Source organism: Paraphotobacterium marinum, assembly GCF_002216855.1.
Taxonomy (GTDB): Bacteria; Pseudomonadota; Gammaproteobacteria; order Enterobacterales; family Vibrionaceae; genus Paraphotobacterium; species Paraphotobacterium marinum.
Map to the genome: position 1 here is coordinate 701,039 of NZ_CP022355.1, position 16,676 is coordinate 717,714.

Below are 16,676 nucleotides of genomic sequence, written 5' to 3' on the forward strand. Positions count from 1 at the left end.
TGAATTATGAAACAATCTAATTATTATGTTCCTCATAGTAGTATATGGCCTATATTTGGTGCAGTCTCTCTTTTTTTGTTGCTACAGGATTGGGATTGTTAATTGCTTTTAATAGTAAATTAAGCATTTTTTTGTGTATGATTGGATTTGTCCTTCTAATAATAATGTTCTCTGGGTGGTTTGGAATTATTATTAATGAATCTGCACAAGGCCTTTACAACTCTCAAGTAAATAATAGTTTTATTCAGGGAATGAGTTGGTTTATTTTCTCAGAAATCATGTTTTTTGCAGCTTTTTTTGGCGTTTTGGTTTATTTGAGAGTCTTTGCCATCCCTTGGCTTGGTGGTGAGGGAAATAATGAAATGACTAATGTTATTTTATGGCCAGACTTTACCAATCATTGGCCATTGAGTTTGATGCCAGATGGAACAAAAACAGAAATAATGAAACCTTGGGGATTACCATTAATTAATACTATTATTTTGATATGCTCCTCCATTACTTTATATTTTTCTCATTATTTTTTAGATAAAAAGAAAACCACACTATCATCTTTTTATCTTGTTTTGACGATATTATTAGGATTTTCTTTTATTTTTCTACAGTTTGAGGAATATATGCATGCATATATTCATATGGGTTTAACACTTCAGTCAGGAGTATATGGAAGTGTTTTTTTTCTACTAACTGGATTTCATGGGTTACACGTTATTCTTGGAACAATTTTTTTGATAGTTATCTGGGTTAGGATGATAAACGGTGCTTTTCTTTCAGAAAATAATTTTGGATATCAAGCAGGTGTTTGGTATTGGCATTTTGTTGACATTATTTGGTTGTGTGTATTTGCTTTTGTATATGTATTTTAAAAGAAAAAATTTACCAGCAAGATAATAATAAAAACAACAGAAGTTAGTACCCTTAGCCCTAACAACTTGGATATGCTTTTATTTGGATAAGTTATAAGGTTTTTTGCTGAATAATACAAAGCACAAAAACCTAAAAAAATTAAAACAAAAATAATAACTTTCAATTGACATAAAACTTAAATGAAACCTTTTTTATTATAGCTTAATTTATGAAAAATTTTTGGTCCACACTGTTTTTATTAATTTGTTTTTTCTGCTTTGTGTTATCTACATGGCAAATTTTTCGTGGTCTGGAAAAGGCAAACTTAATATCTAAAATGCAAGATAACAAAACAATTAATCAGGATAGTAATGGTTTTTATTTAGTAAAAGAAGAAAATGAATTCAATCATATTAATGTAGGCGGACATTTTATGTCTACATTTACCATTTATTTGAGTAATAAAATATTCAACCAACAAATTGGTTATGAGGTCTTGGTTCCTTTTAAATCTAAAAATAATTATTTTTTAGTAAAAATTGGGTGGGTAAAAAAAGAAAATAAAAAAGAAATGATATTACCGATTGTTAAAGTTGATACAGAAAATAAACTAAAAATTGATGGTTTTTTAAAAAAACCTAGTAATTTATTAGTGTTAAAAGAGGAAAAAATTATACCAAAACGAAAGCTTGAATTGCAAAATTTGATGATAGGTAAGATTTCGGATGCATATAAGATAAAATTTGAACCTTTAATTATAGTATCGACAGAAGGGAGTTTACCAATGATTGAAACATCTATAAATAGTTTATCCCCGCATAGACATTATGGTTATGCAATACAGTGGTTTCTTTTTGGAGTATTTGGATTAATTATTTTTTATTTAAAGTTAAGGGTAATAAAGTATGAACAAGTTAAAAATTAAACAAATACAACTAATCTTTATATTACTAGTATTTTGTTTACCTGTAATTTCTGCCCTTGTGATATACAAAAATGGTTTATTTAATAAAGGAGCTACTAATAAAGGAACATTTTTATATGAACAAAATATTAGATTGAAATCTTTCAAAAAAAAAATTTGGACAGTCCTTTATTTTGTTCCAAAAAATTGTGCTTTATCTTGCACCAAAGCACAAAAAATAATAAATCAATTACCCAAAGCTTCAGGCCGAAACCATAATAAGTTTATTACAAAGTTAATTTTTAGTGAGGATAAAAAAAAATATCCTCATGATTTAGATAAAAATTATATTTACATCGCTGATCCAAGTGGATTAGTCATACTCAAATATAAAATATATGATAATTATCCGTATTATATTTTTGGTAAAAATATATTAAAAGATCTCAATAAACTTATAAAGTACTCTAGATGGAAAAACTAAATGTTGGTTTTAAAGCATATCGAATTTTAGTCTGTTGTTGTCTGGTTTTTACATTTTTTGTAATATCTTATGGTGCATACACTAGACTTACTGAATCAGGTTTGGGTTGTCCAGATTGGCCTGGTTGTTATGGGGCTATTTGGGTCCATAGTCAAGATCTTATACAAATAAATAACTTAAATGACATCACTTTCAATGAAGCTAGAATAGAAATGTACCACAGATATTTTGCTGCATTTTTGGGTTGTTTAATTTTAATTTTAATTTTTTGGAATCAATTTTGCAGATATCATTCTTTAAAACTAACATACTTGCTTGGAATGACCCTGTTTTTTCAAGTTTTTTTAGGAAAATTGACGGTAACAATGTTGTTGAAACCAGCAATTATAGTAAGCCATTTTTTTGGAGCACTATGTATCTGCATATGTTTGGTTTTTATATTAAGAGCTTTAAACTTAAATAAGACTAATTTTACAGCCTTCTTCAAAGATAAAAAGATAACTTATTTTACAAGCTACCTATTTTTGTTTTTAATACTTCTTCAAATGACTCTTGGTGTTTGGGTCTCATCTAATTATGCTTCTATGGTTTGCAGTTCATTTCCTATATGTGAATATCCTTGGTGGTCAATGTATGATTTAAATGCTTTTAATCCACTCACAACATCTGCAAATCAAAGCTATCAATTTGGTGTTTTAAATTTAGAGCAGAGAGTCACTCTTCACATTACCCACAGATTTGGAGCTATGATACTTACTATTATGATGATTTTATATGTATTTCAGATATTTAATTTAGGCTATAGAAAATTTGCAGTATTAGTTATCTTTATATTCATATTACAAATATTACTTGGTATAAATAATATTCTGTCTTTTTTAAATATACTAAATGCGACACTTCATAATCTTGTGGGTGTTTTGTTATTCGTTATTGTTTTATATGTTCATTTAAAATTAAGGGAACGATGCCATGAAAATTATATATGATTATAAAATATATCATTCAGGTTTCGTAAGATTAATACTTGATTTATTTTTGACCACAAAGCCCAAAATTGTTGTTATGTTGGTTTTGACATTGATTGTTGGCATGTGTTTATCAGATAATATGACAGCCATACCTTTAGACACATTCTTAAAAACTATATTGGGATTTTTTTGTATTGCCAGCTCAGCGGCTTCAATAAATCACTTAATTGACTATAATTATGATAAATTAATGAGTAGAACTTTAAATAGACCTTTAGTAAAAGGCACTGTTACAAGGAAAAGCTTATTCACTTTTAACTTTATTTTAGTATTTAGTGGAACTATAACTTTGTTGAGTGTCAATCTAATCACAACATTTTTATCTTTATTTGGTTTTCTAGGGTATACTATTATTTATTCTAAATGGCTAAAACATAAAACACATCAGAATATTGTAATTGGAGGACTTTCTGGAGCAATACCTCCCTTAGTAGGGTGGACTGCAGTAACTAATGACATACATCCTTATTCACTTCTATTAGTGATGATAATTTTTTATGGACCCCCCTCATTTTTGGCCTTTAGCAATCTTTAGAAGAAGTGAATACCAATTAGCAGGAATACCGATGCTTCCTGTCACTCATGGTAATAAATTTACATCAAACATGATTATTTTTTATACAATAATGCTTTTTTGTGGTATATTATTTACCTGGGTCGTAGGAATGACTGGACAACTTTTTATTATATTTGGCTCTATATTAAGTTTGATATTTTTAATTTTTAGTATTTTGTTAAGAATTAATACAAGCTTTATATTAGCTAAAATAACATTCATTTATTCCATTATTTATTTGTTTTGTATATTTGCATTACTTTTTTTAGATAAATTTTTACAGTAGGGTTACATGAAACATAACTTTTATAAATTAACATTTTTAATATTTCTTCTTTCTTTAACCAGTTGTGTAAATAATTCAACTTGGAAGCCGAAAGAGGTAGAAGATAAAAATAAAAAAGAAAGCTTATACGTTGATAAAAAGCATTATAAGCACTCCCTTGTTGTCACGGCTTCAGCTTATAACTCTGTGCGCTCACAAACTAACAATAACCCTACTATTGCGGCTTGGGGAGATAGACTTAGACCTGGAATGAAAGCAATAGCTGTTTCTAGAGATTTGCTCCAAATGGGGCTGCGTCATGGTACAAAAGTTAAAATAAAGGGTTTACCAGGTGAATATGTCGTTTTAGATAAAATGAATAGAAGATGGACTAAGAAGATTGATATTTATATGGGAACAGATATCCGAAAAGCTAGATTATGGGGTAAAAAGAAAGTAACTATTTATTGGTAATAGTTACTAATAAGAGTTAATAATATGAGTGCTCTCCAGCGGAGTGTTCGGTAATATCCTTAACGCCTTTTAACTCATCAGGGAACTCGCTTAAAAGTTCCTTTTCTATTCCTTCTTTTAGGGTTACATCTACCATAGAGCAGCCATTACAACCACCACCAAATTGAAGAACGGCAACACCTTCTTTTGTAATTTCGACTATTGAAACGTGCCCACCATGATTTGAAAGCTGAGGATTTATTTTAGTTTGAATAATATAATCAACTTTATCGAGTAGTGGTGCATTTTCATCTAATTTACGCATTTTTGCATTAGGAGCTTTCAAAGTAAGTTGCGAATTCATGTCTTCAACAACAAAATCAATTTCAGCATCCTCTAAAAAAGGCAGGCTAAGTTCATCAATGAAAGCGCTAAATTTATGAAGTTTAATTTCAGTATCACTCTGCTCAATAGCATTTTTGGGACAATAAGAAACCCCACATTCAGCACTTGGTGTACCCGGATTTATAACAAAAACCCTAATATTTGTCTCTGGCTCTTGCTCTGATAATAATTTAACAAAATGATCTTGAGCGGCCTGAGTGATTTTGATGTTTGACATAATTTCACCAAATAATATTAAAATAAATAAGTTTGTTGGAAACTAATTCCTTATTTTCTATAATAACATTTTTTTATTTAAAAAAATATATTTTATTATGGAGATAAGCCTGTGAATAAATTTGATGTTTCAACGATGGGAAAGGGACCAAAATTAGTTTTAATTCATGGTTGGGGCAGTAATTCAAATATTTGGATACCTATTACCCAAAAACTGAGTAAAATGTATAAAGTTTACTTAGTAGATATCCCAGGTTACGGTTTAAATAAAAACAATTCTTTGTTGGGATTAGATGCAATTTCTGCCATATTTTTAGAGCACCTGCCAAAAGATGCTGTATGGGTGGGTTGGTCTCTTGGAGGACTTATAGTTAAATATATTGCTACCCATTATAGAAATACTTTGAACGGAATTATAACAGTTTGTAGTTCTCCATGCTTCTCAAAGCAGAGGGAATGGGATGGTTTAGATAAAAATGTACTGCAAAACTTTGAGTGTAATTTAATCCGGGATTATAAATTTACATTGAATAAGTTTTTAACTCTTCAATTTTTAGGGACAAAAAACTATCGAGATGATTTAGCAAATTTTAAAAAATAATGAAAAGATTTCCTGATCCTAGTGTCGAAACTTTGCAAGATGGCCTCTCTATCCTTAAAAATTATGATCTTAGAAAATCCATACACAGGGTAGATATACCATTTTTAAGAATATATGGTAAAAATGATCGTATTGTACCCCTTAGTATTGCAAATAAATTTAATAATTTACATGGTGATTCAAAATGCGAAATATTTAAAAATTCGAGTCATGCCCCCTTTATTTCAGAACCAGATGCATTTTTAAATTCAATTAACCGATTCACTGAACTTAGTTAATAGCTAGGATTTTTCAATTCTATTTAAGCCATTTAGAGCTGCAACTCTATATGCTTCAGCCATTGTTGGATAGTTAAATGATGTGTAAGTAAAGTACTCAATCGTATTCAACTCCCCGGGTTGCTCCATAATTGCCTGCCCAATATGTATAATTTCAGAGGCTCTATTACCAAAGCAATGTATACCCAATATTTCTTTTGTTTCTCGATGAAACAAAATTTTTAGCATACCTATATCAGTTCCAGAAATTTGGGCTCTGGCTAAATTTTTAAAATTAGCTTTACCTATTTCATAGGGAACTTTTTCTTTTGTGAGCTCTTGCTCTGTTTTACCCAAAGAGCTAATTTCTGGAATAGTGTAAATTCCAGTCGGTATATTTTTAAGGTTGCTTTTTTGTAGATTAGACTTGATTATATTTAGTGCAACGAACCTTCCTTGATCGTATGCAGCACTTGCTAAACTTGGGTAACCTATCACATCACCTACTGCATAAATATGCTTGATACTTGTCCTGTATTCTGCATCGACATCGAGTTGTCCCCTAGAATTTATTTCAATACCTAGCTCTTGGAGATTTAATAAATCGGTATTACCAGTTCTGCCGTTAGCAAACAAAACTGCATCGGAATGAATAACTTTTCCAGATTTTAACGTCGTAATCACTTTGTTTTTTTCTTGTTTAATGGATTCATATGTTTCGTCATTTCTAATAAGAACTCCATTGGTTGATAGGTGATAAGAAAGTGAATCACATATTTCATTATCTAAAAACTCAAGTAATTTATTTCTTGTATTTATAAGGTCAACTTTTATACCTAATCCTCTGAAGATTGAAGCATACTCGCATCCAATTACGCCAGCACCATAAATAACAATATGCTTGGGGGAGTGTTTAAGATTTAGGATAGAATCGCTGTCATATATTCTAGATGAAGAAAAGTTGATATCTTCTGGATGATAAGGCCTAGAACCTGTTGCAATAATTATATTTTTTGCTGAATATATTTGTTTGTTGCCTGAGCTACTAATTACAGATATGCAATTTTTTCCTGTAAATGATGCTGTACCAAAGATAAGGGAACAGTTGTTTCGTGTATAAAAGTCTTGTCTCATAAGAGTTTGCTTATTAATAACAGAATAAGCATGCTCTAAAATCTTAGTAAAGCTACTTGTAAGAATATTATTATTTTCAGTAAATAGTGAACTATTGTTAAACTCTATTATTCTACTGACAGCATGCCTCAATGCTTTTGAAGGAATTGTGCCCCAATGTGTACAACCTCCTCCGACAGTATTTTCTTTTTCAATGACAGCGACTTTATAACCGGCCTTAGCTAGCCCCATAGCAGCACCTTCACCACCTGGGCCAGTTCCAATCACAATTGCATCAAAAAATAATTTTTTTTCTTCTGACTCCAATGACATTGATATGCCCCTTCTATTTTATAAATTTTGTTTAGTTGCTGAAATTCATTAATCTAATTTTGTAAGTATTACTCCACATTCGATATGTTCAGTGTATGGAAATTGATCAAAAACAGCAAACTTTTCAATTTGATGTGTTTTTACTAAGATATCTAAGTTTTCTCTAAGCGTTTTCGGGTTACATGAAATATATATAATATTATTAAAGGAAGCTATCATTTGACATGTGTTCTTGTCTAGGCCCGCTCTCGGAGGGTCAACAAGAACGGTTTGAAAATCATATTCATCAAGTTCAATATTCCGTTGTTTTAATCTATTAAATTCTCTTTTCTTATTGATTGCTTCTGTAAACTCTTCTGAAGAAAGCCTTACAATTTTTAAATTTTGAACACAGTTTTGCTCTGTATTGAAGTGAGCAGCATTGACAGAAGACTTTGAAATTTCTGTTCCCAATACATTTCTAAAGTTATCAGCTAAAGCTATTGAAAAATTACCATTACCACAATATAGCTCAAGTAAATCATTTGTGAAATTTTTTGTGTTTTGCTTAACCCAACTTATCATTTTTTCTGCTATTTTAGCATTTGGTTGTGTAAAGGAATTTTCAATTTGTTTATATGAAAATTTTTTGTTTAAAATATTAAATGTTTCAGTAACAAAGTCTTTATCAATAATGATTTTTTGTTTCTTTGATCTGCCAATAATATCAATGTGTGAGATGTGTTGAGATAACTCATGCTTTAATGCTTTAGCTGCTTCCATCCAATTTTCGCATAATTTTTTATGATAAATTAAGGTAATTAATAATTCATCATTTGTTGTAGATAAAAAATCTATTTGAAAAATTTTCGACTTCAGAATTGGTTGCTTATTTATAATTGACATGAGTAATGGCATTGCTTTATTAATTACCTTACTCCCTGGAAGAAAACACTCTACAAAATATTTTTTTTTGTATTTTTATCAAACATTATATAATGAGCGACATTGCCTTCATGCCAAATTCTAAACTCAGCTCTCATTCTGAAGTTAATGAAATCTGATGAAAATAAACAGATATCATTTGAATGAATTTCTGGGAAAGTCTTGTTAACGAGTAACATTTTATTTTTTAGTTGTTTTTGATATGATTGCTCGTTAAAGTTTGCATCTTTCATGATAATTAATCTTACAAAATTATTAAATTGTGTAAATAATATCAAATTGAAGATGAACTAACAAAGTAATATTTTTTAAAGATAAGGTTTAATAAATGTCTAATGTTTTAATTTTTGATTCTGGCGTTGGTGGTTTGAGTGTTTATCAAGAAGTATATAAGAAAATGCCGTTCAATAGATATTATTATGTGTTTGATAATGCTTTTTTCCCATACGGTATTTTAGATGAGAGAGATTTAATTAAGAGAGTCAATAAAATCATCAAACACTGCGTAGATAAATATGAAATAGATTTGGTGATTGTTGCTTGTAATACCGCTAGCACAATTGCGCTTGAATCTTTAAGAAAAAAAATATTAGTACCAATTGTTGGGGTAGTTCCTGCAATTAAAACAGCATCTATAATCACTGAATCTAAATCAATTGCATTATTGGCAACTCCAGCGACTATTAAACGAGAATATCTAGATACATTAATCGAAAAATTTGCTTATTCAGTTAATGTTAGTAGAATTGGAACAACTGAGTTAGTAGAATTAGCAGAGAAAAAAATCAGATGTTCATATTATGACAAAAATAAAGCAACTACCATAATAGCTGAAATTTTAAAAACTCTACCAACAACAATTGATTGCTTAGTTTTAGGATGTACCCACTTTCCGTTAATAAAAGATGAAATATCTGAGGTTTACAATAATAGTATTAAAATAATTGACTCAGGTGAGGCTATAGCAAACCGAGTGTTCTCATTGCTTGGTAAAGTTATGAGCCCCAATAAAAATGTAACAAACATTCAGAACTTTACTTTATGCACAAGAAAGGTTGACAGCACTTTGAAACTTGATAATTATTTGAAGAAAATACACCTTAGTCCTGTACAGATTTTAGTTAATCATAATTTTTAGGTTCATTTGCTTCACGTACTTTTAAAGTTCTTTGGCCAAATTCTGCATTATTTAACTCAGATATTGCTTTATTCAATCCTTCTTTGGAATCCATCACGACAAAACCAAACCCTCTTCTTTTGCCTGTTTTCTTATCTTTCATTAAACGAACAGATTTTACTTCTCCAAATTGTTCAAATAAAGTTTTTACATCATTTTCATTAGCTCTGTAAGGTAAATTGCCAACGTACAGAGTTTCGTCCTTTTTCTCTTTTTCAGTAAGACATTTGCCTTTAGTAGTAATTATATAAAGTATATTAATTAACAAAATTCCAATAAAATATGTTATTGCTGATTGATAATCTAATGTAAAAATTATTACAATTAAGCCTATTATCGCTATAAAAGATGAATATATAAAAAATTTCATTGTTTGTTTCTTCTAAAAAATTAATTTAATTTCAATATGATAATATAAATTTAGCTCTACGATTATATATCATTTTGTTTTTTTTTGTCCTTATTCTTCATAATCTATGTGATCAAGCCAAAAAAAAGTTTATTATAAGTTTTTTTTGATAATTTTTTGTTATTTTTTGTTGACAAAATCAAATGTTGGAATTAGAATAACCAACCTAAATCGGAAACGGTTTTTGTTCTTTAAAAATATAACTAGATAATCTGTGTGGGCACTCGTGAATGATAGTCATTAAAAAAGAATTATCAATGAGCTGAGTGACCGAAATGAATAGAGATATTCATCACAGTCAATTTATTAATCAGAATTCATTGAGCCAAAACTTTAATTGAAGAGTTTGATCATGGCTCAGATTGAACGCTGGCGGCAGGCCTAACACATGCAAGTCGAGCGGTAACAGGGGAGAGCTTGCTCTCTTGCTGACGAGCGGCGGACGGGTGAGTAATGCCTGGGAATATGCCCTAATGTGGGGGATAACCATTGGAAACGATGGCTAATACCGCATAATCTCTACGGAGCAAAGGGGGGGACCTTCGGGCCTCTCGCATTAGGATTAGCCCAGGTGGGATTAGCTAGTTGGTGAGGTAAGGGCTCACCAAGGCGACGATCCCTAGCTGGTTTGAGAGGATGATCAGCCACACTGGAACTGAGACACGGTCCAGACTCCTACGGGAGGCAGCAGTGGGGAATATTGCACAATGGGGGAAACCCTGATGCAGCCATGCCGCGTGTATGAAGAAGGCCTTCGGGTTGTAAAGTACTTTCAGTTGTGAGGAAGGTGGTAGCGTTAATAGCGTTATCATTTGACGTTAGCAACAGAAGAAGCACCGGCTAACTCCGTGCCAGCAGCCGCGGTAATACGGAGGGTGCGAGCGTTAATCGGAATTACTGGGCGTAAAGCGCATGCAGGCGGTTTATTAAGCCAGATGTGAAAGCCCCGGGCTTAACCTGGGAATTGCATTTGGAACTGGTAAACTAGAGTCTTGTAGAGGGGGGTAGAATTTCAGGTGTAGCGGTGAAATGCGTAGAGATCTGAAGGAATACCGGTGGCGAAGGCGGCCCCCTGGACAAAGACTGACGCTCAGATGCGAAAGCGTGGGGAGCAAACAGGATTAGATACCCTGGTAGTCCACGCCGTAAACGATGTCTACTTGAAGGTTGTGATCTTGAATCGTGGCTTTCGGAGCTAACGCGTTAAGTAGACCGCCTGGGGAGTACGGTCGCAAGATTAAAACTCAAATGAATTGACGGGGGCCCGCACAAGCGGTGGAGCATGTGGTTTAATTCGATGCAACGCGAAGAACCTTACCTACTCTTGACATCCAGAGAACCTTTTAGAGATAGAAGGGTGCCTTCGGGAACTCTGAGACAGGTGCTGCATGGCTGTCGTCAGCTCGTGTTGTGAAATGTTGGGTTAAGTCCCGCAACGAGCGCAACCCTTATCCTTGTTTGCCAGCACTTCGGGTGGGAACTCCAGGGAGACTGCCGGTGATAAACCGGAGGAAGGTGGGGACGACGTCAAGTCATCATGGCCCTTACGAGTAGGGCTACACACGTGCTACAATGGCATATACAGAGGGCTGCCAACTCGCGAGAGTGAGCGAATCCCATAAAGTATGTCGTAGTCCGGATTGGAGTCTGCAACTCGACTCCATGAAGTCGGAATCGCTAGTAATCGTGGATCAGAATGCCACGGTGAATACGTTCCCGGGCCTTGTACACACCGCCCGTCACACCATGGGAGTGGGCTGCACCAGAAGTAGATAGCTTAACCTTCGGGAGGGCGTTTACCACGGTGTGGTTCATGACTGGGGTGAAGTCGTAACAAGGTAGCCCTAGGGGAACCTGGGGCTGGATCACCTCCTTACCTTAAAGACTATATTGATGCAGTGTCCACACAGATTATTTGGTTATTTTAAAGATGCTCTTTAACAATTTGGAAAGCTGACTAGTAAAATAATTCTAACGAGAGTTAGAAGAGTTCTCAAAAAGCAAAACACATCAAGTGTCTTGTATTTTTAAGATCCGGCGAAACAAAGAACCTTGGTTGTTTAGACATACGTGAGACCCTTTGGGGTTGTATGGTTAAGTGACTAAGCGTACACGGTGGATGCCTTGGCAGTCAGAGGCGATGAAGGACGTACTAACTTGCGATAAGCGTAGATAAGGCAGTAAGAGCCACTTGAGTCTACGATTTCCGAATGGGGAAACCCAACTGCATAAGCAGTTATCCTAAACTGAATACATAGGTTTAGGAGGCGAACCGGGGGAACTGAAACATCTAAGTACCCCGAGGAAAAGAAATCAACCGAGATTCCGGTAGTAGCGGCGAGCGAAACCGGACCAGCCCTTAAGTTTTCATTGTGCTAGGCGAAAGTTTTGGAAAATTCTGCGGTACAGGGTGATAGCCCCGTAGCTGAAGGCGCAATGATAATGAAATCGAGTAGGACGGGACACGTGACATCTTGTCTGAATATGGGGGGACCATCCTCCAAGGCTAAATACTCCTGACTGACCGATAGTGAACCAGTACCGTGAGGGAAAGGCGAAAAGAACCCCTGTGAGGGGAGTGAAATAGAACCTGAAACCGTGTACGTACAAGCAGTGGGAGCCCCTTCGTGGGGTGACTGCGTACCTTTTGTATAATGGGTCAACGACTTAATTTTAGTAGCAAGGTTAACCGAATAGGGGAGCCGTAGGGAAACCGAGTCTTAACTGGGCGAATAGTTGCTAGGATTAGACCCGAAACCAGGTGATCTAGCCATGGGCAGGTTGAAGGTGAGGTAACACTTACTGGAGGACCGAACCGACTAATGTTGAAAAATTAGCGGATGACTTGTGGCTAGGGGTGAAAGGCCAATCAAACCTGGAGATAGCTGGTTCTCCCCGAAAGCTATTTAGGTAGCGCCTCGGACGAATACTACTGGGGGTAGAGCACTGTTAAGGCTAGGGGGTCATCCCGACTTACCAACCCTTTGCAAACTCCGAATACCAGTAAGTACTATCCGGGAGACACACGGCGGGTGCTAACGTCCGTCGTGGAGAGGGAAACAACCCAGACCGCCAGCTAAGGTCCCAAAGTTATAGCTAAGTGGGAAACGATGTGGGAAGGCTTAGACAGCCAGGATGTTGGCTTAGAAGCAGCCATCATTTAAAGAAAGCGTAATAGCTCACTGGTCGAGTCGGCCTGCGCGGAAGATTTAACGGGGCTAAGCTATACACCGAAGCTGCGGCAGCGTGCATTAGCATTGCTGGGTAGGGGAGCGTTCTGTAAGCCGTTGAAGGTGGATTGTAAAGTCTGCTGGAGGTATCAGAAGTGCGAATGTTGACATGAGTAACGATAAAGGGAGTGAAAAACTTCCTCGCCGGAAGACCAAGGGTTCCTGTCCAACGTTAATCGGGGCAGGGTAAGTCGACCCCTAAGGCGAGGCCGAAAGGCGTAGTCGATGGGAAACGGGTTAATATTCCCGTACTTTTTATAATTGCGATGGGGGGACGGAGAAGGCTAGGTAGGCCTGGCGACGGTTGTCCAGGTTCAAGAGTGTAGGCTAATGACTTAGGTAAATCCGGGTCATTGTTAGGCTGAGACTTGATGTCGAGCTGCTACGGCAGTGAAGTTATTGATGCCATACTTCCAGGAAAAGCCTCTAAGCTTCAGATTATAAGAAATCGTACCCCAAACCGACACAGGTGGTCGGGTAGAGAATACCAAGGCGCTTGAGAGAACTCGGGTGAAGGAACTAGGCAAAATGGTACCGTAACTTCGGGAGAAGGTACGCTCTTGACGGTGAAGAGACTTGCTCTTGGAGCTGTTGAGAGTCGCAGATACCAGGTGGCTGCAACTGTTTATTAAAAACACAGCACTGTGCAAAATCGAAAGATGACGTATACGGTGTGACGCCTGCCCGGTGCCGGAAGGTTAATTGATGGGGTTAGTTTTCGGACGAAGCTCTTGATCGAAGCCCCGGTAAACGGCGGCCGTAACTATAACGGTCCTAAGGTAGCGAAATTCCTTGTCGGGTAAGTTCCGACCTGCACGAATGGCGTAATGATGGCCACGCTGTCTCCACCCGAGACTCAGTGAAATTGAAATCGCAGTGAAGATGCTGTGTACCCGCGGCTAGACGGAAAGACCCCGTGAACCTTTACTACAGCTTGGCACTGAACATTGAGCCTACATGTGTAGGATAGGTGGGAGGCTTTGAAACGGTGACGCCAGTTATCGTGGAGCCAACCTTGAAATACCACCCTTGTATGTTTGATGTTCTAACTTAGCCCCATAATCTGGGGTGAGGACAGTGCCTGGTGGGTAGTTTGACTGGGGCGGTCTCCTCCCAAAGAGTAACGGAGGAGTACGAAGGTGGGCTAATCACGGTCGGACATCGTGAGGTTAGTGCAATGGCATAAGCCCGCTTGACTGCGAGAATGACGGTTCGAGCAGGTGCGAAAGCAGGTCATAGTGATCCGGTGGTTCTGAATGGAAGGGCCATCGCTCAACGGATAAAAGGTACTCCGGGGATAACAGGCTGATACCGCCCAAGAGTTCATATCGACGGCGGTGTTTGGCACCTCGATGTCGGCTCATCACATCCTGGGGCTGAAGTCGGTCCCAAGGGTATGGCTGTTCGCCATTTAAAGTGGTACGCGAGCTGGGTTTAGAACGTCGTGAGACAGTTCGGTCCCTATCTGCCGTGGGCGTTGGATGATTGAAGGGGGCTGCTCCTAGTACGAGAGGACCGGAGTGGACGAACCTCTGGTGTTCGGGTTGTTACGCCAGTAGCATTGCCCGGTAGCTAAGTTCGGAATCGATAACCGCTGAAAGCATCTAAGCGGGAAGCGAGCCCTGAGATGAGTCATCCCTGATACTATAAGTATCCTAAAGGGTTGTTGGAGACTACGACGTAGATAGGCAAGGTGTGTAAGCGTTGTGAGGCGTTGAGCTAACTTGTACTAATTGCCCGTGAGACTTAACCATACAACACCCAAGGGGTTTTGCAGGATTTTAAAGATATAAAGATCTTGATGTGTATTGCAGAGTCAGCTTTTCGAATTGTAAACAAATTTTGCTTGGCGACCATAGCATTATGGCACCACCTGATCCCATGCCGAACTCAGAAGTGAAACGTAATTGCGCCAATGGTAGTGTGGGGATTCCCCATGTGAGAGTAGGTCATCGCCAAGCTTCTTCACTTTCTATAAAGAATATTTAACCTTATATTCCTTATCCTAAATAAATTCATTAAAATTTAAAATAATTGGCTTATTTAGTAATCTCAATTTATTATCCTTTTTAAACTAAATCAGCTGATTTAAGACATGATCTGCTTGAAATGTTTTTAGTCTTTTTAATAATGTCTTTATTTTTGGCGGGTATGTGTTAATTGAATCAATCTGGTTATAGCTTTTTATGATTTTGGTTTTTTGAGTAATTTTATTGATTTCTTTTTCCCATTCAGAATCCATTAAATTATTATTATTTTTGAAAAGGATTCCATTTTCCAAATCAAGCCTCCAAGCTCTGGGATTCAAATTATTCCCAGTAATTAACATGTAATCATTATCAGACCAAATTCCCTTAACATGGAAACTATTATCACCATCCTTCCATAGGTGTATTTTGAGTAAGTCATTATCGATAAATTGTTGATGTTTTTTTATGTATTGTCTGAGTTTTGTTTCATACAGATAAGGTAAGCCGGATATAATCTTGAAAGGCTTATCTGGATGCGCATAAAAATCACTGGCTTGTTTATCTCCCACAATGATGGACACATGAATATTATTTTTCATTACTTTTTTTAAAGCTCTTTTGACAGATAAAGGAAAATTGAAGTAAGGAGTGCAAAGAATCACGTGAGATTTTGAAGATAAGATAAGGTTTAATATTATGGTGTTCAGTTTATTATTTTTTTTTCCGAAACCAACTATAGGAAAAGCACCAATTGAATTTGGGCTTATTTGTTTTTTGCATAATTTATAGTATGAATGTTGTAGGTTATGCCTAAAATTTTGAATATCAATTTTAGATAATTTATGTTTTAATTTAGAGGTGTTAATCAAAGAACTAATAGCTTTTTGTCCTTTAAAGTAAGTGTTGATATAATTTACCATTACATCAGACAAGTATTTATTGTTAATCACATGATATCGGTCATATCTGTACTTTACATTTTTAGCAAGGTAAACATTATTTAAACTAGCTCCACTATATATAACATCATCATCAATGATGATACCTTTTAAATGAAGCACTCCAAGTAATTCTTTTGTTTTAATTGGAACACCAAATATGTTAATTTTATGTTTATATTGGTCATTAAGTTTTCTATAAAATTCAGCATTACCAAGTGATTTTTTCTCTCCAATAAGCCCCCGTTGTGCACGATGCCAATCAACAAATATATTTATTTCGATATTAGGGTTTTCACTTTTTTTTGATAAATAAGTCTTAACAATTCCTCTCCAGCCTCATCACTTTGAAGGTACAAGGCTACGATGTATATTCTAGATTTTGCTTGTAATATTTTTTCTTTTAAAAATTCCCTGAAATTAGTCGCTTTGTAAAGAGCTTGAATCTCATCAATATTCAAAGATATAAAAGGTAATTGAGTAAGATCTATATGTTTTGTATTTTTATTTAACATAGAAAAGAAACAACGAATAGCTTTTTATGATGTAATTTAATATATATGA

At 35.4% G+C, this 16,676-nt stretch carries 13 protein-coding genes, 3 rRNA genes and 2 pseudogenes; 12 read left to right on the forward strand and 6 right to left on the reverse strand.

The genetic code is table 11. From position 1 onward, the window contains the following. Positions 1–6: 6 nt before the first annotated feature. From CF386_RS03770 to CF386_RS03800, 7 genes and pseudogenes are all read left to right on the forward strand, one after another. Positions 7–866: pseudogene (locus tag CF386_RS03770) on the forward strand (cytochrome c oxidase subunit 3). A 209-nt stretch (positions 867–1,075) separates the two neighbouring features. Continuing rightward, positions 1,076–1,771, forward strand: a complete 696-nt coding sequence (locus tag CF386_RS03775; protein WP_089073120.1) for an SURF1 family protein — start codon at positions 1,076–1,078, stop codon at positions 1,769–1,771. Then, positions 1,752–2,234 (forward strand): redoxin domain-containing protein, encoded by a 483-nt coding sequence (locus CF386_RS03780; protein ID WP_089073121.1) that lies wholly within the window; start codon positions 1,752–1,754, stop codon positions 2,232–2,234. Before CF386_RS03775 ends, CF386_RS03780 begins: the two co-directional genes overlap by 20 nt. Then, entirely contained in the window at positions 2,222–3,223 is a 1,002-nt protein-coding gene (locus CF386_RS03785) for a COX15/CtaA family protein (protein WP_089073122.1), read from the forward strand. The genes CF386_RS03780 and CF386_RS03785 overlap by 13 nt, the downstream gene beginning before the upstream one ends. Then, entirely contained in the window at positions 3,207–3,800 is a 594-nt protein-coding gene (locus CF386_RS13315; RefSeq protein WP_089073123.1) for a UbiA family prenyltransferase, read from the forward strand. The genes CF386_RS03785 and CF386_RS13315 overlap by 17 nt, the downstream gene beginning before the upstream one ends. Then, positions 3,763–4,107, forward strand: coding sequence for a UbiA family prenyltransferase (locus CF386_RS13615; protein WP_089073124.1), 345 nt, complete (start codon positions 3,763–3,765; stop codon positions 4,105–4,107). The genes CF386_RS13315 and CF386_RS13615 overlap by 38 nt, the downstream gene beginning before the upstream one ends. A 6-nt stretch (positions 4,108–4,113) precedes the next feature. Next, positions 4,114–4,560, forward strand: coding sequence for a 3D domain-containing protein (locus tag CF386_RS03800; protein WP_089073125.1), 447 nt, complete (start codon positions 4,114–4,116; stop codon positions 4,558–4,560). A 16-nt stretch (positions 4,561–4,576) separates the two neighbouring features. Here the strand turns inward: CF386_RS03800 and nfuA are convergent, their stop codons facing one another. After that, complete coding sequence (nfuA, locus tag CF386_RS03805; RefSeq protein WP_089073126.1) at positions 4,577–5,161, reverse strand: Fe-S biogenesis protein NfuA; 585 nt, start codon at positions 5,159–5,161, stop codon at positions 4,577–4,579. Positions 5,162–5,272: 111 nt separating this feature from the next. On the opposite strand from nfuA, the gene CF386_RS03810 reads away from it, so the two are divergent. Next, positions 5,273–5,761, forward strand: coding sequence for an alpha/beta fold hydrolase (locus CF386_RS03810; RefSeq protein WP_089073127.1), 489 nt, complete (start codon positions 5,273–5,275; stop codon positions 5,759–5,761). A gap of 281 nt (positions 5,762–6,042) precedes the next feature. Here the strand turns inward: CF386_RS03810 and sthA are convergent, their stop codons facing one another. Together sthA and trmA are read right to left on the reverse strand one after the other, a co-directional pair. Continuing rightward, on the reverse strand, positions 6,043–7,464 hold the full coding sequence (gene sthA / locus CF386_RS03820; protein WP_089073129.1) for a Si-specific NAD(P)(+) transhydrogenase: 1,422 nt from the start codon (positions 7,462–7,464) through the stop codon (positions 6,043–6,045). A 48-nt stretch (positions 7,465–7,512) separates the two neighbouring features. Next, a pseudogene (gene trmA, locus CF386_RS03825) lies at positions 7,513–8,621 on the reverse strand (tRNA (uridine(54)-C5)-methyltransferase TrmA). Positions 8,622–8,716: 95 nt separating this feature from the next. Between trmA and murI the strand changes: the two are divergent. After that, positions 8,717–9,526, forward strand: coding sequence for a glutamate racemase (gene murI / locus CF386_RS03830; protein ID WP_089073130.1), 810 nt, complete (start codon positions 8,717–8,719; stop codon positions 9,524–9,526). Here murI and CF386_RS03835 read toward each other — a convergent pair. Further along, positions 9,510–9,935 carry an RNA recognition motif domain-containing protein gene (locus tag CF386_RS03835; protein WP_089073131.1) on the reverse strand — a complete coding sequence of 142 codons (426 nt, stop codon included), beginning with the start codon at positions 9,933–9,935 and terminating at the stop codon, positions 9,510–9,512. The two genes, murI and CF386_RS03835, sit on opposite strands and share 17 nt — an antisense overlap. Before the next feature lie 373 nt (positions 9,936–10,308). On the opposite strand from CF386_RS03835, the gene CF386_RS03840 reads away from it, so the two are divergent. The 3 genes from CF386_RS03840 (at position 10,309) to rrf (ending at position 15,165) form a co-directional block, all read left to right on the forward strand. Further along, positions 10,309–11,850: ribosomal RNA gene (locus CF386_RS03840) — 16S ribosomal RNA — on the forward strand. Between the two features lie 216 nt (positions 11,851–12,066). Beyond that, positions 12,067–14,958, forward strand: a 23S ribosomal RNA gene (locus CF386_RS03845). A gap of 91 nt (positions 14,959–15,049) precedes the next feature. After that, positions 15,050–15,165: ribosomal RNA gene (gene rrf / locus CF386_RS03850) — 5S ribosomal RNA — on the forward strand. The 16S, 23S and 5S rRNA genes sit together here, the layout of an rRNA operon. Before the next feature lie 113 nt (positions 15,166–15,278). Here rrf and pssA read toward each other — a convergent pair. Beyond that, complete coding sequence (gene pssA / locus CF386_RS03855; protein ID WP_225971733.1) at positions 15,279–16,439, reverse strand: CDP-diacylglycerol--serine O-phosphatidyltransferase; 1,161 nt, start codon at positions 16,437–16,439, stop codon at positions 15,279–15,281. Then, positions 16,388–16,627: a hypothetical protein gene (locus CF386_RS13005; protein WP_225971680.1), complete on the reverse strand. Its 240-nt coding sequence runs from the start codon at positions 16,625–16,627 to the stop codon at positions 16,388–16,390. The genes pssA and CF386_RS13005 overlap by 52 nt, the downstream gene beginning before the upstream one ends. Positions 16,628–16,676: the final 49 nt, after the last annotated feature.